The sequence below is a fragment of the Acinetobacter sp. YH16044 genome (assembly GCF_013417145.1).
Lineage (GTDB): Bacteria > Pseudomonadota > Gammaproteobacteria > Pseudomonadales > Moraxellaceae > Acinetobacter > Acinetobacter amyesii.
In genome coordinates this window covers 24,961-44,563 of the sequence record NZ_VPEK01000022.1, presented here as the reverse complement: position 1 = coordinate 44,563, position 19,603 = coordinate 24,961, and the positions used below count along the sequence as shown (strand labels likewise).

Here is a 19,603-nt window from a genome sequence, read left to right as displayed (position 1 = left end):
TACTTCATGTACAACCATCATTTTAAAGGCGAAGCTATAATCACGTTGTGTGCGTTTAACTCGTTGTTCTTGTGCATGTTCCATAAAATAAGTCTCTTAAGGTGTAAACTTATTTCAGGACGGGACAAAAACACAAATAAAAAAAGCCTCAAAAGTTTGAGGCTTTTTTAAAGAGCTGACGCTGAATGTTCTATTAATAGCTTTCAGGCACAGCACTTAAGAATTCACGGCGTTCTTCTTTATTGGTTTTAAAGTCACCGACAAAAGAAACGGTACGGGTTGTAGACTCTTGTTTACCTACACCACGCATCATCATACACATGTGAGCTGAATCAATCACCACAGCAACACCACGTGCACCAGTCACTTCAGCCACAGCTTCAGCGATCTGCTGAGTGAGGTTTTCCTGAATTTGTAGGCGACGGGCAAACATTTCTGTAATACGTGCGAATTTTGATAAACCTAAAACATTGCCTTCTGGGAGATAAGCAATATGTACACGGCCATAAAAAGGCAATAAATGGTGCTCACACAAAGAATAGAATTCAATATTCTTAACTAAGACCATTTCACGGTTATCGGATGGGAAAACCGCATTGTTGGTCACTTCTTCAAGTGTCTGGCTATAACCAGAAGTAAGATATGAAAAAGCTTTAGCAGCACGCATAGGCGTATCTTTAAGACCTGGGCGATTCAGATCTTCACCAACGGCAGTTAGGATATTTGCGTAGGATTGCTGCATAGACATAAGACGTGTTCACTTACACTGAGAGATTGAACAAGGACGGCATTGTAGCAGAAAACTATTACAATGCCTTCTTTTGGAGTTAAATCCGATTATTGTTTAAACTGTGGGTTCTTTTCTGCACGTTTAAGCAGAACCAGTACAGCACCTGTACCGCCTTGTTTTTCTGGGGCGCTCACAAATGCCAATACATCACGATGTTGACGTAACCAACTATTTACATAAGTTTTTAAAATTGCTTCTGGTCCTTTGCCATGCACAATTTTAATGACGTTTTGATTGTCATCTTTCGCCATTTGAATGATTTGCAGCACAGCCGAACGAGCTTCTTCTACAGTGCAACCGTGTAAGTCGACTGCTTCGAACCAACGTAGATTACCGGCTTTTAAATCTTCAAAAACTTTATGCTGTAAGGTTGCAATGCGATAGCTTAAGGCCGCTTGACTGGCAACAGGGTTGAGCATCGCTTGCGTATCAGAAAGTAATGCATCATCTGTTTCCATAGGGCCAATTGCAGCAGCACGCTTTGCCAAGGTTTGCGCATCAGGTTTTTTACGACCCACTTTTTCCATTTTTGCAGTATTTCCTGCATTCATTTTTTGAACACCTTGCATTTGCTTTTGGAAAAGCGCGAAGTCTTCTTCCTGCTCTTGTTCAACAGTCTTTGGCGTCGGCTCAGGCTGTTTAGCAATCGTAGAGGAATGTGGATTCGTAATTTGCTTTTTAAAAGATTTCAGTAGGTTGTACTGATCTTTTGAAAGCGAAGAATCGTGTTTGCTCATAATGAAAAAACGGGAAATATACAAAAATTTAAAGCAATTATAGCCTTAAATGGCACTGATTTGAACTGGAAAGACTTTATATAAAGAAGATCTCTTAATTCATTACAAATCCTATTTGGACTTCAAAGTTGAATTAATTAATTTAATAACTTTTTTATTTTTATATTGTTCTGCAAGAGCTAATGCTGATTGTTCTTCATTAAATTTAGAAATACACACGATTTCGGTTGAAGCGCCTTTTTCAAGTAAATAAGAAATTATCTGATATTGATTTAGGCGAATAGCTTTACCTAATGGGGAGCATCTAGTGAAATAATATGTTTGTGGTTCAACTTCATCTACTACAAGTTCATTTATTTTTCTAAGCTTCATTTTTTTGATGAAAGAAATATCTGTGTGCTCGATAGCCGCCATAATTAAGGTGGTATCATAAAATTCATTGTTTTCACCAAAATTTAAATATTCAAGATACAAATTTTTGGCTTTTTCATAATTATCAATATCATTTTTCTGTGTCAGGTTCTTTATCGCATTTTGGAAAAAATCATTCATATCATCAAAATCATTTATTGCTGCATGGAACATGAATATATTTATTAAATATGGCTCATCAGCTAAATTCTTTTTCAATAAATGAGGGGTATCTTTATAAAAAATCTGTTCAAAATGATTTAATTTTTCCATGGAATAAGGGTGAGATTTAATATTGATTGGTTTTGATAAAGAATTTTTTTGTCCTTTAGAAATAGAAAAATAGGTTGAATTTTCAATATTCTTGTTTTTAGTATTGATTGAGAAATTAATGACTATTGGTAAGCCTTGATAACTAACGATTTCAATTTGATTCTTATTGAAATCATAATTTTTGCCCTTTAGCACGTTAGTATTTATATTTGGAAAAATTTGATTTAGGTCAATCTGCGCAGCAATGATGCCTTCGGGCATAGTGGAAATATTAAAGTAGAGGATATGATTTTGGTCAATAAGATACGGTGAGCCTGTATACAGAGTTATATTTTTTGCCCAACTCATCTGGTGTAGTGAAACCAAGATTAATGAAATGAATAGAAGAGTAGAAGAAATAATCGACTTCATTATTTTTAATTCTCAAATGAATAAAAATTATAAAAAGGATGTGTAATTTTTTTAATATGGATGCAAAGGAGAAAAAGGGTGAGCGAACTCACCCTACATATTTCATTTATATTTTATCAGGCACACCAAACAGCTCCTTAAACGCCTGATCAGGGCGTGGCTGCTTCATAAAACTTTCACCGACCAAGAATGCATGAATATCATGTTCTTGCATCATGGCAACATCTGTGGGTGTGGCAATACCGCTTTCTGTCACGAGTAGGCGAGAAGGTTCAAGTAACTTCTTCAAACGTAATGATGTATTGAGGTCAACTTCAAAGGTTTTTAAATTACGATTATTGACGCCAAGTATACAGTTGTCAGAAAGACGCATTGCACGCTCAAGTTCTTCTTCGTCATGTACTTCAACCAACACGTCGAGATTGTGTTCAAAAGCAGTTTTCGACATTTCTTCGAGTTGTTGATCAGACAAACAAGCCACGATTAATAAAATACAGTCCGCATGTAAAGCGCGTGCTTCAATTACGCCATAAGGGTCAATCAAAAAGTCTTTGCGCAGGGCTGGCAAGTCACAGTGCGAACGTGCGATCTGAATGTTTTCATCAGCACCTTGGAAAAAATCCACATCGGTTAAAACAGACAAACATGCCGCACCAGCATCTTGATACTGCTGCGCAATTTCAGCAGGGTTAAAGTTTTCACGAATGATGCCTTTCGATGGTGATGCCTTTTTAATTTCAGCAATCACCCCCGGACGTTTAGAGCCGAGGTTTTGTGCAAAACCTCGAACAGGTGTAGCTGCTTGAGCTAGCTCTTCGACATCTTTATAGCTACGTTGTTTAAGACGGGCTGCAAATTCTTCTTTTTTACGTTCAACAATTTTACCCAAAATTGTATTGGCGATATCTACCATGATCTGTGTCCTAATCTTAAGCTTCGTATTCTTTTAAAGTTTTAGTAAATTCAGACAAAATGCCCATTTTCTCTAGTGCTTGACCGCCATAAATAATGTCATGTGCTAATGCAACACCTTGTTTATAGCTTTTGGTTAAGCCTGAAACATAAATGCCTGCGCCTGCATTTAGGGCAATCATATTCGCGGCTTTATCACCGAGTGCAGATTTGTTTTTACCTAAAGCATCTTTGATCAATTTTAGACTTTCAGCAGCACTATCTACAGATAGACCCGTTAAGGTTTGCGACTCGATATCTACGGCTTCCGGCTGAATTTCCCATTCAGTGACTTCGCCATCTTTGAGTTCAGCAACATAAGTACTTGATGCAAGGCTAATTTCATCTAAACCGTCTTTTGAATGCACCACCAAGACATGTTCTGCACCGAGTTGTTTTAAAACTTCAGCCATAGGACGACATAATTCTGTAGAGAAAACACCAATCACAAAACGTTTTACGCCGGCCGGATTCGTAAGCGGGCCAAGTAGGTTGAAAATACTACGGAAGCCCAATTCTTTACGTGGACCAGCAGCATATTTCATGGCTTTATGATGATTAGGTGCAAAGAGGAAACCAACGCCCATTTCACGAATACAACGTTCAGTTTGCTGCATGTTCAGGTCAAGGTTAATTCCAGCTTGTTCTAAAAGATCAGAAGAGCCTGATTTTGATGAAACACCACGACCGCCATGTTTAGCAATGGTTGCACCTGCTGCTGCAATGACAAAACTAGACGCAGTAGAAACGTTAAATAAGTTTTGACCATCACCACCTGTACCAACGATATCCACCAAATGTGGCAGATCACTGACATCGATTTTGATCGCAAACTCACGCATTACACGTGCTGCGGCAGTGATTTCATCAATACTTTCACCTTTTTGGCGTAAGCCCATCATGAGTGCGCCAATTTGCGCATCGGTCGCTTCACCTTGCATGATGGTACGCATCACTTCTTCCATTTGAGGTTGAGTGAGTTCAATATTTTTAGTGATGTTATTTAAAGCTTGTTGAATATTCATAATATTTTTTGCACTCGATTAAGCGTAAATTTCTAAGAAGTTTTTAAAGATTTGATGGCCATGTTCACTAAGAATTGATTCAGGGTGAAACTGCACGCCTTCGACAGGCAATGTCTTATGTTTTACGCCCATGATTTCTTCCATCGTGCCATCTTCTTCATTGGTCCAGCAGGTCACTTCTAAACATTCAGGCAAAGTCGCTTGATCAATCACCAAAGAGTGATAACGCGTTGCTGAAAATGGCGAAGGGAGGTTGCTGAAAATGCCTTGATCGCTGTGATACATGTCAGATAAACGACCGTGCATCACTTTTTTAGCGCGAATAATATCGCCGCCAAAAGCTTGTCCTATGGCTTGGTGGCCTAAACACACACCGAGTAAAGGAATTTTTCCCGCAAAGTGTTGAATCGCAGGAATTGAAATACCTGCTTCACTTGGCGAACAAGGGCCAGGACCAATGACTAAATACTTCGGTTGCCATCGCTCGATATCTTCCAATGTCACGGCATCGTTACGTACAACTTTTACTTCCTGATTTAACTCGCCAAAATATTGGACGATGTTGTAGGTAAAAGAGTCATAATTGTCGATCATCAAAAGCATGAGCGTATTAACCTTTGAAATTTATGCACTTAACTGTGCTTAGAATAGTCCGAAATGATTCTAAATAGTTGTATATTGACCCAAATATCGTGTGGATATTTTAAATATAGAAAAATAGTGAAATATTTAGAATGCAGCCAATCATAGCAAATATTATTCAATTTCTGCTGAACAATTTCGCCAAAGTTCATCGCAACTGAAATCATTTCAGCAAATTATCGACTTATAAATTTAGGATTTAAGTTGAACAAAGCAATAGGCTGAATTTAAGTGTTTAAAATGTGTTCAATTGATATTTTAAAAAGATCTGCTTACTGTCGTTAAAAATTGCAATTCAGGCTCTAGCTGGAAAAATATGAACCGTTTTGAAGCAAAATCACCAAAATGGAGCACAATTAATGCAAAGGTAGATTGATCAAAATTAAAACAAAATGGTTAAATCTACTTCAAAAAAAGAGTGCTTTAAGGGCTCAAAAAACCTAAATATCGATCATGAATATAGTTATCACGCTGGTATTTTTCCATCTAGAACTAGCTAAACCATTAGTTTCTATCGTATTTAAATTCGACCTTAAAGCTTGAATAAAATCCTAATAATTTTATCGTTGAAAGCGATTAATCATTTTGGTGCATACTGGTGCAAAACCAAGTTGCACTATTTTGATACACCTGCGAGAAGTTTTTAAACAAAAGTGATGAAGAGTGGCTGAATATGGTGCATTTACTGTTACACACAGTATAATAGTCGAAAAGCAAGGAGCTAAAATCTTCTATTCTGATAAGGAATTCAGTATTTTAGCTTAGCTTTTAAAAGTTGGTACGGTAATTGCTTAATAACTACCAACTACTAACACGCACTTCAGTGTGCACAAAAAAATCATCGGAGCAAAATGAGCATGGCGAACAAGGTCCTTCAACTCATCCAAGAAAGTGGCGCAAAATGGGTCGATTTTCGCTTTACTGATACTAAGGGTAAAGAACAACACGTAACTTACCCAGCAGATTCAATCGACGAAGATACGTTTGAAGATGGCAAAATGTTTGATGGTTCTTCAATTGCTGGTTGGAAAGGCATTGAAGCATCTGACATGATCTTACGTCCAGATGCAGAAACTGGTTTTATCGACCCGTTCTTTGCAGAAGCTACAGTTGTTGTGACTTGTGACGTTATCGAACCTTCAACTGGTCAAGGTTATGAACGTGACCCACGCTCTATTGCTCGCCGTGCGGAAGAATACCTAAAATCAACTGGTATCGGTGATACTGCTTTCTTTGGTCCAGAACCAGAATTCTTCGTTTTTGACGAAGTAAAATGGGACATCGATATGTCTGGCGCGCGTCACACATTAATCGCTGAAGAAGCTGCTTGGTCTACTGGTAAAGATTACGAAGCGGGTAACTCTGGTCACCGTCCACGTGTGAAAGGTGGTTACTTCCCAGTTCCTCCTGTAGATTCTTCACAAGATATGCGTGCAGATATGTGTGCAAAAATTGAAGACATCATGGGCCCAGGTCGTGTAGAAGTACATCACCACGAAGTTGCATCTTGCCAGCTTGAAATCGGTGTAAGCTTCAACACTATGGTTCGTAAAGCGGACGAAGTACAACAGTTCAAATATGCTGTTTGGAACGTTGCTCACCAATATGCTAAAACTGCTACGTTTATGCCTAAACCAATGGTTGGCGATAACGGTTCTGGTATGCACGTTCACATGTCGATCTCTAAAGACGGCAAGAACTTGTTTGCTGGTGATGAATACGCTGGTCTTTCAGAAATGGCGTTATACTTCATTGGTGGTGTGATCAAACATGCTCGTTCATTGAACGCAATCACAAACCCTTCGACTAACTCGTACAAACGTTTAGTTCCACATTTTGAAGCACCGATTATGCTTGCTTACTCAGCACGTAACCGTTCAGCTTCTATTCGTATTCCTTACGTTTCTAGCCCGAAAGGCAAACGTATCGAAGCACGTTTCCCAGATCCAATGATGAACCCGTACTTAGGTTTCGCTGCACTTCTTATGGCTGGTCTTGATGGTATTCAAAACAAGATCCACCCAGGTGAAGCTGCTGACAAGAACTTGTACGATCTTCCTCCTGAAGAAGAAGCTAAAATCCCTACAGTGGCTCATAGCTTAGATATGGCGCTTGAAGCTCTTGCAGCTGACCATGATTACCTTCTTAAAGGTGGCGTGTTCACTAAAGAAATGCTTGATGCCTACATCGAACTTAAAACTGAAGAAGTTCGTCGTCTTAACACGACTACTCACCCAGTTGAATTCGACATGTACTACAGCTTGTAATTCTGTACAGAATTTCACTGTAAAAAGACCCGCCTTGTGCGGGTTTTTTTATGAGATGGGTTAAGATAATGCAAAGATTTGAATGAATATCTAAACATGGCAAAACCACGTAAAAAACATACCGGTTTTTTTCCTTGGATTGATCCAGCGGATCAAGCAAAGGGATTTAAACTCAACTTCTCAGAAGTGACTTATTTGGAAGTGGGGCGGACCGTTGAAGGTTATAAGCAGGCTGAATTTGTCGAACTGAAAAACCCAGAGCTAGCATTGGAGTTTGATTACCCTGAAAATTTTTATATTACCACCGAAGGACTAGTTCTGATTAAAACGCCGCAAGGCAAGTTTGAAGCCATTGCCAAGACAGATAACTTTTAATTCAACACTAAAAAATTGAACTGAAAAAATGACCTACAACGTCGCAGGTCATTTTTTATTGAATATCTAGAAATTTGCCAATCGTCATTGCAAACCATGCTGTTTCAAATTGTCGATTTCATAAGGCGCATCTTCGGCGGGGTAGCGTAAGTTTTCTAATCCTTTTGTTTTGGCAATGGACCAAATTACACTTTCACCCGCAGGGATGTTTTGGCTGTGCTGTGCATATAACGGGTCTTGCAGGGCGCGCTCAGCTGAAATAAATGTCCAGCCATGCTGTTGAAAAGCAGTAATGGCATCCTTTAAAAATGCGGCATTAATGGCATTTACATGTAAAAGCAAAACATGCTGCGGTGAACGTTGTAAAGTGAGCTGCGCAAGCTGGTCATAATAATCCGCTCGGTGAAGCAGGTGAGCAATATACGCTTGTTTTAGACGCTCTAATTTGTCAAAGTCTTGCTGTTTGGCATAGTCGAGATATTTCCGGTTATAAAACCAGTCACTGGCATCAATACTCACACCGCCAATGCGGTATTGATGCTGCTCTAACCAGTGATAGACAGCATCACGTTTTTCAGCGTTATTACCTTCTTTTAAAAATGGATAACGGTAAATACGGATGTAATTCGGCAGCGTTTTTAGCACTGTATCTGCCTGTTCAATGCTGTGCAGATAATCGTGTACAGTGACATTTTCTTTATTCAGATTTTGGTGCAGTGCACTATGATTGCCAATCAGATGGCCAGATTGTCCCCACGCTTGAATCAGTTGTTTACCTTGATAATCGCCAATTTTAATCAGGCTAGGGAAGACAATAGTTTTGATTTGTTGATCATGCAGATGTTTTAAAATTTGGGCATTGATTTGTTCCGCTTGTGCGTTAAACACTGGATTTAATCCATCATCAAAACTGAGTGCAATAGATTTTGCTTGAACCGTGATATTGGCACAAAGTAAAACGAAAAAAATAAAAACATGTAGCGGGTAAAATGGAAACATTATGCTTGTGTAATTTAGTGGTTATCCACGACATCATACTGTGTATGTGAGGTTTGTGTTGATTGCAAATGTAATGAAGTACTTAAGCCGTTTTGTTTTGTTCATTTTACTGAAAACAAGCTATGGGTCATGAAAAACTATATTGAGTTGGTTACACTAAGGATTCGCTATACTCAGCAAATGGTTATAAGGGAAATGGAATATGCAGCGTCAAGCATGCGAAATGCGGGATAAAAGAATGTCTCCTGAATTAAGAACATGGTTGTATGCTTCGGGTTCATTAACTCAACAATTAACAGATTTTGCCCAAGGCGTATTTAAGGTTGAGCCAAGTATTGAGCAATTTCAACGTATGACGCTTCAAGATGCACGGTGGCTACAAATGCCAATACAGCACACAGCTTGGGTACGTGAAAGTTATTTATATGGCTGTGAAGCTGAGCCGTGGGTCAAGGCAAAAAGTATATTTCCAATCCTCAGTATACAAGGCCGTGCGCGGATTTTTCGGCATATTGGTAAAAAACCCATCGGACATTTTTTATTTCAACGGACCAATCCGAAGTGTGAGCGGCGTGTATTGTGGCTAGACGATGGTTGGACACGTCAGAGCTGTTATACTTGGCATGGTTGTAAATTTATAGTTCAGGAAACTTTTTTAGCGAGTTTTGAGCAATATTTGCAGAAATAACATTACCAGATGAAGGACAGTCATGGCCGTGGTGCAACAGATTACTTGGCAGCAGCGTTTAGAAGCTTATTACTATTTATGTCGCTTCGATAAGCCAATTGGCACGGAACTGGTTTTTTGGCCAACCATGTGGGCACTGTGGATTGCCAATCAAGGAACACCGCAATTCAGTATTTTGATTCCCATGATTTTGGGCACGATATTTATGCGTGCAGCAGGTTGTGCGATTAATGACTTTGCTGACCGTAAAGTCGATGGTGCTGTGGAAAGAACCAAGCATCGTCCTTTAGCCACTGGAGTGATTAGTGCTAAAGAAGCCATATATGTGTTCTTGATCTTGGTGCTTGCTAGCGCATGTATGTTGTTCTTTTTACCGATAGAAACTTTTTATTGGTCCTTTGGTGCATTGTTTTTAGCGTTCATTTATCCCTTTATGAAACGCTACACGCATCTGCCACAAGTATTTTTAGGCGCGGCATTTTCATGGTCGATTCCTATGGCTTATACCGCTGTGGGGCAAACACCTGATTTAACTTGTTGGTTATTGTACTTTGGTAATTTGGCATGGACTGTTGCGTATGACACACAATATGCCATTACTGACCGTGAATATGATTTGAAAATTGGCGTGAAATCGACTGCGATTTTATTTGGTAAATACGATATTGAAATCATTTCTTTATTACAGGCGCTAAGTATTGTACTGATTGGTTCTGCGTTGTATTTAGAAGATCTCTTGATGCCATTTGGTTTAGTTGCAATGTTGGCTGTGGCTGCCGATTTTATTTACCAATGGACTAAAACCAGAGGCCGTGATCCGCAGTTATGTTTTTGGTCGTTTCGCCATAACCGCTGGGTAGGGCTTATGATTTTTATTGGAATTTTCATGGCCCTGACGCTTTAATGTCATTGATCTGAAACTTTTTAAAATGAACTAAAGCATCCTATTCGGGTGCTTTTTTTATGCTTAATTTAAAGATCTCATATGAGAAAAACGTAATAACAAGAAAAGGAAATCAACAATGCAAATGTATTTGAAGAAAAGTCTAATTACTGTTTTATGTTCGTCCGTGCTTTTGCTATCAGCCTGTGGCGATAGTGATGATCGTTCTGAATTTGTATTTACACAGCATTATGTATCGGATGAGCCTTATAGCAAAGACACTATTTTGGATGCAAGTAAGGTGCGTGTAATGACGTATAAAATGCCAAATGTGCAAGACAAAAGAGTCAATGCAACAGCAATGGTATTTTATCCATCTACACCCAAACCTGCAGATGGTTGGCGTGTAGTAGTTTGGGAACATGGTACTGTGGGAAGTGGTGACTCTTGTGCACCAAGTTTAAATTCGTTAAATCCAAGATTTAAGGCAATGGCTGAAAGTTTACTTAAAGAAGGATACGTAATTTTAGCACCGGATTATGAGGGCTTGGGTACACCGGGCATTCATACCTATTTACATTTAGAAAGTGCAGCTAAGTCTGCGCAATATGCGGTTAAAGCTTTACAGCAGCATTTAGGTAAAGACATGCATGGCGACTGGATGTCAGTAGGTCAATCCCAAGGTGGTCATGCATCCTTAGGGACAGCGGAATTTGCAAACGGAGATAATCACTATAGGGGCGCTGTTGCTGCTGCACCTGCATCAAGTTTAGGCTATATCATTAAAGAAATTGCACCAGTAGCGATTGCAAGATTGGCTGCTGCAGAAAATATACCAGATAGCGGCGTCGCAAAAGGTACAGCGGCAAAGGTGTATTCTGAGCTCTTAGCTTATGCTGCGTATGTTGCAATAGGGATTAAAGCCTACGAACCAAGATTTGACTACAATGCTATATTTGAAACACGCTCTCAACCTTGGGTGGCAAAGGCGGAAGGGAGTACAGGGGAAAATGGCTTATGTCTTACGCCACTCATGGAGGAATTTGAGGCAGATATTAATAATTTTATAGCGAGTAATGTGGGTAAAACAGCCACAGACTACCCTGGGTTAACGGCAAATTTCCAAGAGAATGCAGAAATTGCTAAATTCTTAACGATTAATCAACCCGCAACAAGGCATATTGATAAACCAGTGCTAATTATCCAAGGTCAATTGGATGCGGCAGTACCTTATCAAGTTACACAGGCTTTAGCTGAAAACTTAAAATTAAATTTAAAGTCTGATGTGACCTTTGAATTGGTGCCTGAGGCCTCTCATACTCAAGCAATTGTTTTACGTAATCAGATGCTTGTAGATTTTATTAAACAGCATATGCCAACCACTAAATCTTAATTTGTACTCCAAAAAAAAGCCTTGGATTGTTCCAAGGCTTTTTATGAATAGGCAAAATGTGTTGTATAGACTTGAGCGAATTTTGTTTTTTGCTATATTGGGCGTCGAATTATTTATGTAAATGAAAGAATCGTTATGTCTGAAGTTAAGCCAAAGCCCAATACCAAAAAGATGATCATTTTGATGGCACTTGGGCTATTGATTCCTATATTTTTGGTCAGTATGGCTTTTCTTGCAGTCAATAGTGATGCCAAAAACCAAGAAAAATATAAGCAACAACAAGCTGAAATGATTGAGCGCATTAAAGCTAAAGAAGCCCAAGATGAGGCTTTGGCTGCTGAGGCTGACCAAGCAGTATCAGAAGTGCTGGCTGCTCAAGAGTCAAATGCTCAATAAAATTCTGTTTACATTATCGATGTGAATGCAATGCGCATTCACTCAATGTTTGATTTTGATTTACGTATTTTACAACTATTTATTTATATCATGCCTGAGCGTGTGAACTGTTGGAATACTGGTGTAGCGGATTACACGGTAGCCCGCTTCTTCAAGCATTGCATCACGTTCAGCATCTTCTTGCTCTTTGCCTATATGACTAGGGTCATCCAGTTCGATAATCACAAGCACATTATAAGTTTGGTCAAGTATGACAAAATCAGTGACTTTTCGATTAAATCTATTCCTAATTTTATAATTTTGATTGGTGATCAGTGCGCTAAAAGCCACTTGGGCTAAAATGTGGTAGTTCGGAAATGCTTCATTTAAACGATGAAACATCTTACTTTCAAAGGCAGTGATTACACGACGTGGGAAAAACTTTTGTTTGCTTCTAAACAGTCTCGGAAAGACTAAGCAGACAAGGGCAAAAGTTGCCAAGCAACCAATAATAAAAAATATGAACTGACTGAGATCTGGCACGGAATAAACTACATATATGAAAAAAGCCCACGTCATAATGCGTGGGCTTTTTAGAATTTGGCTCTCCAACCTGGGCTCGAACCAGGGACCTGCGGATTAACAGTCCGTCGCTCTACCGACTGAGCTATTGGAGAATCTGCACGCATTCTATGGGGCAAATGCAGTGAGGTCAAGTCAGAATTGCAAAAAATAAGGAAATTTAGGCTGAATGTATTAAATATAAACACCTTTAATATAAAGCGTTTTTAAAACTTAAGCTCTGACTATTCTTTCTAATGTGGTCGGAGAGCTAAGTGAATAGCTTAGGTCATAGAGCAAGTGATTCTTATCTTAAAACAAAAGTCAGACCATAAAAAAGCCCACGACATAATGCGTGGGCTTTTAGAATTTGGCTCTCCAACCTGGGCTCGAACCAGGGACCTGCGGATTAACAGTCCGTCGCTCTACCGACTGAGCTATTGGAGAATCTGAAATGGATTCTAAAGATGTATGGCAGGGTGGTCAAGCCTGATTTAAATAAAATACAGAAAAATCAAATTAAGTGTTTTAAAAATAGCCGAATCAGGCAAGTGGGTACTTATACACATACTTTGGGGAATGTAAAAACAATAAAGTAGGTGTACTCATATTAATGAATAGGCAATAAAAAACCCACTTCATAATGAGTGGGTTTTTTAGAATCTGGCTCTTCCACCTGGGCTCGAACCAGGGACCTGCGGATTAACAGTCCGTCGCTCTACCGACTGAGCTATGGAAGAATAGATGGCTCTCCAACCTGGGCTCGAACCAGGGACCTGCGGATTAACAGTCCGTCGCTCTACCGACTGAGCTATTGGAGAATCTGATGCGCATTTTAGGGATGAAACTTAAAAGGGTCAAGTAAAAATGACGGATATAGCGCTTAAATGTTTTTTTATTATTCAAAGATGGGTTTGTTGCTTATTTATTGATTCTTTTGAGCTTTTATCGTATTAAAAGTCATCAGAATACTTTGGCGATTATAGTTTGAAGAGTAATGGATGAAATGGTGAGTAAGGTTGCGTTAGATCGCTATTCTTGTTTTAGACATGCTGAGAGAAGTACGCACTGTCATTTTGTATGATCGCTATTTTGTTACATTGGGCAATAATTAGACGGCCAATTACAGTTTTTAAAATAAATAGAAGATTTTTTAATAATTTTTAGATAAAAAAATCGTCTAAGTACACAAGTGGCTTAGCTTCCTGTATAAGAACTAGGCAAAGTTTCATTGTTTTATGAAATGGTATTGAATATTTACAAAAGTAGTCTAAATTCAGTATTTTTATAAAATTTAAAAATTTATTTTTTAAACAAGGATTTATATGCTTCACCTTAGAAGAAAATTATTCCCTTTAACTCTTTTATCTATTTTATTAGTCGCATGTGGTGGAGGGGGAGGAGAAAGTAGTCCAACGTCATCAGAAACATCTGTACCGAAGCCTATTGAAGAAACTACTGTACTAAGTCCAGATTTGACGCATGGCTATTTTGAAATTGAAAATTCTGGCATTGCTAATCACTCAACCATCAAGTTTTCACCATTTCACACAGATAGTGTGATTGAAGCATCTGCTACAAACAATAATATGTGGGATTTAGAAATTCTTACACCAAGCAATGATTTGTCTGCCCATATTAATAATTTGGCGGGTCTTTATTTTTATCCTAATGACGATAAAGTTGGAGTTTTTAGCTATTCAGAGAATGATAACGGGTATCTGAGAGTTCAATGTCAAAATTCATGCAGCGATACATTTTCTTATAAAATTGAAAAGCAGAGTAATGGTAAAACTTACTTTATTATAGACGCAAATGGTTCTATAGCAGGACGTTTAAATAATATTGGCTTTGCATCTACAGCTAAAATTAAGGGCTCTGTTAAGTTTGAAGTAAATTCTGATTGGCCAGTGTGGAACACCAAACGATTTAATGAATATCATGCGGAATCAGACTTAGTTGTTAATGGTAAACCTGCAACAATAGAAAAATTTTTGGATTGGAAAACTAGTTCTGTTTTAAGTTTTACGACCGATAAAGAATACTATTTTAATTTTAATAATCCTGTGGATCTTGATCACGATAGATTTATCTTAACAGAGGGGAATTATTTCAGTAATGAGCAACCTAAAGATGTGCACATATATAAGGGATACTTCAATCGAGATTTTATATTAAATACAGATTATGAAAATGGTATAACGACCTTTAAATTCATCAATAACTTATTTACTAACCCTATTGAATATATTGCTTCTCCAGACTTAAAAGTATCTGGAGGTTTTGTGAAAAAAATTCCTTATGGTCAAGTCATTGCAGGAGATGAAGTTTTTAAAATTGATGAAACTGTTTCAGCAGTTGCATATGCAGAGAATGAAAGTAAATATTATCGTTTTATGAGTCGAGATAAGCAATCTGATCTAGAGTTCACAGTGAAATACGATACTATAACTAAAAATGTAAATGTAGCTTATCAAAGACCACAGAAGGGTCAATTAAATGTGAATATCTATCTGAAATGGAACTGTAAATTGACGAATAATCATTGTAGTGGTGTAACTGTCAATGATTCAGAGGGAACTATAGAATTTAAAAACGTGCAGTTAGATGATGGTCGTCTAATAAATGGCAAGTTTGGTCATTTAGGCGTAAATGATCTCTTAAGGTAATAATTGCGTAGTTATACTCTCAAAAATATAACTATGGTAATTCTCCTACAATTAATTTAATACATAGTATTTGAAAACACCTTAATTTTAATAAATTTCAGAATCTTGTGTTGGGAAAGGCCATACCTACGGATTTTAAATTTTTAAAATGTTTAACATGCAACATGTGTAATAAAAAATCCTTGTTGCATAACTTTATTTAATTTCACTTGAACTAAAACAAGAAAAAGTAGTGCTTATATATTTTTATAGATTTTAAAATTGTTAAGCCCATAAAAAATCACCCTAAAAGGGTGATTTTTTTGACTTTTGAATAAGTTTTAAAACTTATTTTTCAACGCCAGCAGCTTGACCTGCATATTTAGCGTTTGCATAGTCCCAGTTCACTAGGCTTTCTAAGAAAGTAGAGATGTATTTAGGACGAGCGTTACGGAAGTCGATGTAGTAAGCGTGTTCCCAAACGTCGATAGTCAACACAGCAACTTTACCGTGAGCAAGTGGAGTGTCAGCATTTGAAGTTTTAAGGATAGAAAGGTTGCCGTTTACTTCGTCAGCAACTAACCAAGCCCAACCTGAACCGAACTGAGTTGCAGCAGCATTTGCAAATTCTTCAGCGAATTTTTCGTAAGAACCAAAAGCTTCGTCGATTTTAGCTGCTAAAGCGCCAGTAGCTTTACCGCCACCGTTTTTAGCCATACAGTTCCAGTAGAATGTGTGGTTCCATACTTGAGCTGCATTGTTGAAGATACCAGCTTTAGAAGCATCGCCTTTAACAGCAGTGATGATTTCTTCTAAAGTTTTGCCAGCAAGGTCAGTACCTTCAATTGCTTTGTTTAGGTTAACCACATAAGTATTGTGGTGTTTGTCGTGATGGTATTCTAAAGTTTCTTTGCTGATATGAGGAGCAAGATCTTCGTAACCGTAAGGTAACGCTGGTAAAGTAATCGTTGTCATGTTTTCAATTCCTTGCATTTTGCTGGGTTTTGACATTAAGTGCCGTTATTGTAATAGATTCTTGCAGTAAAATGCGCATTGCTTATAAATAACAATACAGAATAAAGCCTGAAAATATACGTATAAGGACTGAGCCAAAGACCTAGACGATTTAAATTAAATCGGGTTATTTAATTCGAAATAACTATACTCAATATTGAACTGTTCTGAAATAGCTTTTGCGAGTCGTTGTACACCATAACGCTCAGTTGCATGGTGTCCACATGCATAATAATGCACGTTTAATTCTTCAGCCTCGTAAAAAGTACGTTCGCTCACTTCACCTGAAATGTAGGCATCACAATCTAAAGCAGCCGCTTTGCCAATAAAGTCCTGTGCGCCGCCCGTACAAAAACCAATTTTTTGAATAGATGGTTTATCTGCAGGCAGGTGAATGGCATCAAAACCTAATTTTTCAGAAACGAAGTCTTTAAATGCCGCTGGAGTCATGGATTGTTTTAAATAGCCAACATTGCCAATAGGATGACGTTCAGTAGGATCTAAAGCTTCAATATTTTCTAATTCGAGCAAATCTGCTATCGCTGCATTATTACCTAAAGTAGGGTGACTATCTAAAGGTAAGTGATAACCAACGAGTGAAATATCGTTTTTGATCAGGCTTTTGATGCGTTTGCCGCGCATACCTGTGATTGGGTAAGCTTCACCTTTCCAAAAATAACCATGGTGTACCAATAGCAAATCAGCTTTTTCTGCTATCGCGGCTTCAATCGCTGTTTGTGATGCGGTAACTGCACATAAAATTTTATGCACTTCTGCTGAGCCTTCAATTTGCAAGCCGTTGGGAGCATAGTCCTTAAATTCATGTGCTTTGAGTGTGCTGTCACACCACTGAATAATTTCACTTAACTGAGCCATATACTGTCCAAAATCTCAAAGAGATGAATCAAAATTTACGATTGTTTAAATTGTAACTAAAGAATCACAAATCTCTGTATTTATTTTTAATTTTGTTGAAAAGATTACATTACAATACGATATAAATTATTTAGCCATTAATGAATTATAAAATTTAGAGGATATAGACGTGCGTCGGACCTTTACATGGTTACCTTGGGTATTATTAATACTTGTGATCATCGGTTTCTTTACATGGCAACAGGTTCAAAAACCTAAAGCACCCATTGCCCCAGATGGGGTTAAAATGCCTGCAGAAAAGGTTGAGCCCCTCATTGATACGTCGCGTACAGGCGGTGTAGTTTCGTATAGTGCTGCGGTAAAAGTTGCTGCTCCAGCGGTTGTCAATATTTTCACTACGCAAAAAGTGAAACAATTGGATCATCCTTTATTAAATGATCCTGTTTACCGTGAGTTTTTTGGTAATCAACTTCCAGATCAAACCAATCAAAACGAAAATAGTTTAGGTTCAGGTGTGATTGTTCGTCCAGATGGCTATATTTTGACGAATAACCACGTGATCGCACAGGCCGATCAGATCGTTGTGGCTTTACATGATGGTCGTCGTGCTGAAGCGAAAGTTGTGGGTACAGACCCAGATACAGACCTAGCTGTGATTAAGATTGAAATGAGTCAATTACCGGTTTTGCCATTTAAGCTAAGTGGCAATGAAGTCGGTGATGTCGTCCTAGCGATTGGTAACCCTTTTGGCGTGGGTCAGACGGTTACGCAAGGGATTATCTCAGCTACAGGTCGTTCAGATTTGGGAATCAACACTTACGAAGACTTTATTCAAACAGATGCTGCGATCAACCCCGGCAACTCTGGTGGTGCTTTAATTGATGTTGCAGGGAACTTAATTGGTGTAAATACCGCGATCTTCTCGCAGTCAGGTGGCTCTTTGGGGATTGGTTTTGCCATTCCTGCAAAAGTATGTCAACAAGTGCTGAACGCTATTTTAAAAGATGGGCGAGTGGTTCGTGGTTGGTTAGGTATTAGTTTACTTCCAATTAAACAAGAAAATATTTTAGATCCACGTGTGAATGGTGTGATTGTCGCAGATGTCATTCGTAATGGACCTGCAGCACAGGCAGGTTTAAAACGTGGTGATAAAATCGTGAAAGTGAATAATGAGCTGATTACCTCGACTTCGCATTTAATCAACTACGTTGCACAACAAGCGCCATTGAGCACTATGCAAATTGACATTGAGCGAGACGGAAAGGCGATGACATTGCCGGTACAAGTGGGAGAGCGTAAACTGCAAACTCAAAACAGTGACTCGCAATATATTCCATTACCCCGCTAGCATAGAAAATCCCTCTTCATGAGGGATTTTTTTTGAGTTCCTTTTTTTGTATATCGCTTTGAAGAGCTTCGTTTGCGCCAAACAATGCGCTTTGTAATTGAAATATCAATTACAAAAATGCATTGCACGCTTTGCTGAATTTGGCTTAATTTATAAGCAATAATAATCAGATAAGCGTATAAGAATATGAGCTTTTTACCCGCTGAACATGCCAAAGTTTTATCCAGTCAAGCCAATTTAGATATCGCCTTATATAAGACACGTTTGGCTTTGCTGATTGAGGAAAATGCCAAACAGGGGAATACCGCCGTATTTACGGTTTTACCCAAGCATTTAGCTTTAGAAGAGATTCGAAGTTTATCTGCTGAGCTTACAGAATTGGGATATCAAGTTCGATTTGAAGTGAATGAATTCTTCTATAATTTTAATGTCTACTGGATTTGATTCGGGATTCACTATATTTAAGGTCGTAAGTTAAAAACAAGATGAAACCCTTTAGAAAACCACGATAATCGCAGTTTTCTAAAGCTGTTTTATAACGTAGCGACTTATTCAGATTTTTGATAGTCGTTAATGACTTCAAGCGCCGCACGAAAGGCTTCTTGAGTCGCTGGTGCACCACAATATGGCAAACTATGAAGTAATACTTCCTGAATTTCTTCTACAGTCGCCCCATTATTTAAAGCACCTCGGACATGACCCTTGAGTTCTGTTGGACTTTTTTGTGCAGTTAAAAATGCAATGGTAATCAGTGAGCGATATTTACGGGGTAAAACGCCTTCACGCTGCCAAGTTGAACCCCATGCATGCTCATTAATCCAATCTTGCAAAGGTTGAGTAAATGGCACGGTATTGTCTTGAGCACGTTTAACGAAACTTTCACCCATAACTTCAGTACGAACTTTTAAGCCATTTTCATAATCTTGTTGTGACATG

The 19,603-nt window shown here is 38.4% G+C and carries 20 protein-coding genes and 4 tRNA genes; 9 read left to right on the top strand and 15 right to left on the bottom strand.

The features are described 5' to 3' along the window. Nucleotides 1-193: 193 nt before the first annotated feature. From folE to FTV38_RS12385, 6 genes are all read right to left on the bottom strand, one after another. A complete protein-coding gene (gene folE / locus FTV38_RS12410) occupies nt 194-742 on the bottom strand; it encodes a GTP cyclohydrolase I FolE (protein WP_171262632.1) in 549 nt (182 codons plus the stop codon). Between the two features lie 95 nt (nt 743-837). Continuing rightward, nucleotides 838-1,527: a Smr/MutS family protein gene (locus FTV38_RS12405; protein ID WP_078190270.1), complete on the bottom strand. Its 690-nt coding sequence runs from the start codon at nt 1,525-1,527 to the stop codon at nt 838-840. A gap of 111 nt (nt 1,528-1,638) precedes the next feature. Further along, complete coding sequence (locus FTV38_RS12400; protein WP_257228782.1) at nt 1,639-2,559, bottom strand: hypothetical protein; 921 nt, start codon at nt 2,557-2,559, stop codon at nt 1,639-1,641. Nucleotides 2,560-2,728: 169 nt separating this feature from the next. Then, nucleotides 2,729-3,535 carry an indole-3-glycerol phosphate synthase TrpC gene (trpC, locus tag FTV38_RS12395; protein ID WP_180022634.1) on the bottom strand — a complete coding sequence of 269 codons (807 nt, stop codon included), beginning with the start codon at nt 3,533-3,535 and terminating at the stop codon, nt 2,729-2,731. A 16-nt stretch (nt 3,536-3,551) separates the two neighbouring features. Beyond that, the gene (gene trpD, locus FTV38_RS12390) at nt 3,552-4,598 is read right to left on the bottom strand and encodes an anthranilate phosphoribosyltransferase (protein ID WP_168379163.1); all 1,047 of its coding nucleotides are present in this window, start codon (nt 4,596-4,598) and stop codon (nt 3,552-3,554) included. A gap of 18 nt (nt 4,599-4,616) precedes the next feature. Beyond that, the gene (locus FTV38_RS12385; protein ID WP_078190263.1) at nt 4,617-5,201 is read right to left on the bottom strand and encodes an aminodeoxychorismate/anthranilate synthase component II; all 585 of its coding nucleotides are present in this window, start codon (nt 5,199-5,201) and stop codon (nt 4,617-4,619) included. A gap of 890 nt (nt 5,202-6,091) precedes the next feature. On the opposite strand from FTV38_RS12385, the gene glnA reads away from it, so the two are divergent. Beyond that, nucleotides 6,092-7,507, top strand: a complete 1,416-nt coding sequence (glnA, locus tag FTV38_RS12380) for a type I glutamate--ammonia ligase (RefSeq protein ID WP_171262625.1) — start codon at nt 6,092-6,094, stop codon at nt 7,505-7,507. 96 nt (nt 7,508-7,603) lie between these two features. Then, complete coding sequence (locus FTV38_RS12375) at nt 7,604-7,882, top strand: hypothetical protein (RefSeq protein ID WP_180022633.1); 279 nt, start codon at nt 7,604-7,606, stop codon at nt 7,880-7,882. Nucleotides 7,883-7,966: 84 nt separating this feature from the next. On the opposite strand, the gene FTV38_RS12370 is transcribed toward FTV38_RS12375, so the two are convergent. After that, nucleotides 7,967-8,881: a polysaccharide deacetylase family protein gene (locus FTV38_RS12370; protein WP_180022632.1), complete on the bottom strand. Its 915-nt coding sequence runs from the start codon at nt 8,879-8,881 to the stop codon at nt 7,967-7,969. 202 nt (nt 8,882-9,083) lie between these two features. Here FTV38_RS12370 and FTV38_RS12365 point away from each other — a divergent pair, with 202 nt between their 5' ends. The 4 genes from FTV38_RS12365 to FTV38_RS12350 all read left to right on the top strand — a co-directional run bounded on the left by FTV38_RS12365 (nt 9,084) and on the right by FTV38_RS12350 (nt 12,241). Next, nucleotides 9,084-9,569, top strand: a complete 486-nt coding sequence (locus FTV38_RS12365) for a chorismate lyase (RefSeq protein ID WP_180022631.1) — start codon at nt 9,084-9,086, stop codon at nt 9,567-9,569. Between the two features lie 22 nt (nt 9,570-9,591). Then, nucleotides 9,592-10,473 (top strand): 4-hydroxybenzoate octaprenyltransferase, encoded by an 882-nt coding sequence (ubiA, locus tag FTV38_RS12360; protein WP_180022630.1) that lies wholly within the window; start codon nt 9,592-9,594, stop codon nt 10,471-10,473. 118 nt (nt 10,474-10,591) lie between these two features. Continuing rightward, complete coding sequence (locus tag FTV38_RS12355) at nt 10,592-11,845, top strand: prolyl oligopeptidase family serine peptidase (protein WP_180022629.1); 1,254 nt, start codon at nt 10,592-10,594, stop codon at nt 11,843-11,845. 135 nt (nt 11,846-11,980) lie between these two features. Next, a complete protein-coding gene (locus FTV38_RS12350) occupies nt 11,981-12,241 on the top strand; it encodes a hypothetical protein (RefSeq protein ID WP_168379169.1) in 261 nt (86 codons plus the stop codon). Nucleotides 12,242-12,316: 75 nt separating this feature from the next. Here FTV38_RS12350 and FTV38_RS12345 read toward each other — a convergent pair whose 3' ends face one another. The 5 genes from FTV38_RS12345 to FTV38_RS12325 form a co-directional block, all read right to left on the bottom strand. Next, nucleotides 12,317-12,799 (bottom strand): DUF2726 domain-containing protein, encoded by a 483-nt coding sequence (locus tag FTV38_RS12345; RefSeq protein ID WP_218945491.1) that lies wholly within the window; start codon nt 12,797-12,799, stop codon nt 12,317-12,319. A 22-nt stretch (nt 12,800-12,821) separates the two neighbouring features. Beyond that, nucleotides 12,822-12,897: transfer RNA gene (locus FTV38_RS12340), tRNA-Asn, on the bottom strand. 255 nt (nt 12,898-13,152) lie between these two features. Next, nucleotides 13,153-13,228 (bottom strand) — tRNA-Asn (locus FTV38_RS12335). A gap of 217 nt (nt 13,229-13,445) precedes the next feature. Next, a tRNA-Asn gene (locus FTV38_RS12330) sits at nt 13,446-13,521 on the bottom strand. Nucleotides 13,522-13,526: 5 nt separating this feature from the next. Beyond that, nucleotides 13,527-13,602: transfer RNA gene (locus tag FTV38_RS12325), tRNA-Asn, on the bottom strand. 504 nt (nt 13,603-14,106) lie between these two features. On the opposite strand from FTV38_RS12325, the gene FTV38_RS12320 reads away from it, so the two are divergent. Next, nucleotides 14,107-15,450 carry a hypothetical protein gene (locus tag FTV38_RS12320; RefSeq protein WP_180022628.1) on the top strand — a complete coding sequence of 448 codons (1,344 nt, stop codon included), beginning with the start codon at nt 14,107-14,109 and terminating at the stop codon, nt 15,448-15,450. Between the two features lie 327 nt (nt 15,451-15,777). Here FTV38_RS12320 and FTV38_RS12315 read toward each other — a convergent pair whose 3' ends face one another. Together FTV38_RS12315 and FTV38_RS12310 are read right to left on the bottom strand one after the other, a co-directional pair. Continuing rightward, nucleotides 15,778-16,404 carry a superoxide dismutase gene (locus FTV38_RS12315; protein WP_078192384.1) on the bottom strand — a complete coding sequence of 209 codons (627 nt, stop codon included), beginning with the start codon at nt 16,402-16,404 and terminating at the stop codon, nt 15,778-15,780. Between the two features lie 156 nt (nt 16,405-16,560). Further along, entirely contained in the window at nt 16,561-17,319 is a 759-nt protein-coding gene (locus tag FTV38_RS12310; protein ID WP_180022627.1) for a Nif3-like dinuclear metal center hexameric protein, read from the bottom strand. 169 nt (nt 17,320-17,488) lie between these two features. On the opposite strand from FTV38_RS12310, the gene FTV38_RS12305 reads away from it, so the two are divergent. Both FTV38_RS12305 and FTV38_RS12300 read left to right on the top strand, forming a co-directional pair. Beyond that, on the top strand, nt 17,489-18,667 hold the full coding sequence (locus tag FTV38_RS12305) for a trypsin-like peptidase domain-containing protein (protein WP_180022626.1): 1,179 nt from the start codon (nt 17,489-17,491) through the stop codon (nt 18,665-18,667). A gap of 186 nt (nt 18,668-18,853) precedes the next feature. Further along, the gene (locus FTV38_RS12300) at nt 18,854-19,111 is read left to right on the top strand and encodes a hypothetical protein (protein WP_078191893.1); all 258 of its coding nucleotides are present in this window, start codon (nt 18,854-18,856) and stop codon (nt 19,109-19,111) included. Nucleotides 19,112-19,215: 104 nt separating this feature from the next. Here the strand turns inward: FTV38_RS12300 and FTV38_RS12295 are convergent, their stop codons facing one another. Continuing rightward, nucleotides 19,216-19,602 carry a carboxymuconolactone decarboxylase family protein gene (locus FTV38_RS12295; protein WP_005008801.1) on the bottom strand — a complete coding sequence of 129 codons (387 nt, stop codon included), beginning with the start codon at nt 19,600-19,602 and terminating at the stop codon, nt 19,216-19,218. Nucleotide 19,603: the final 1 nt, after the last annotated feature.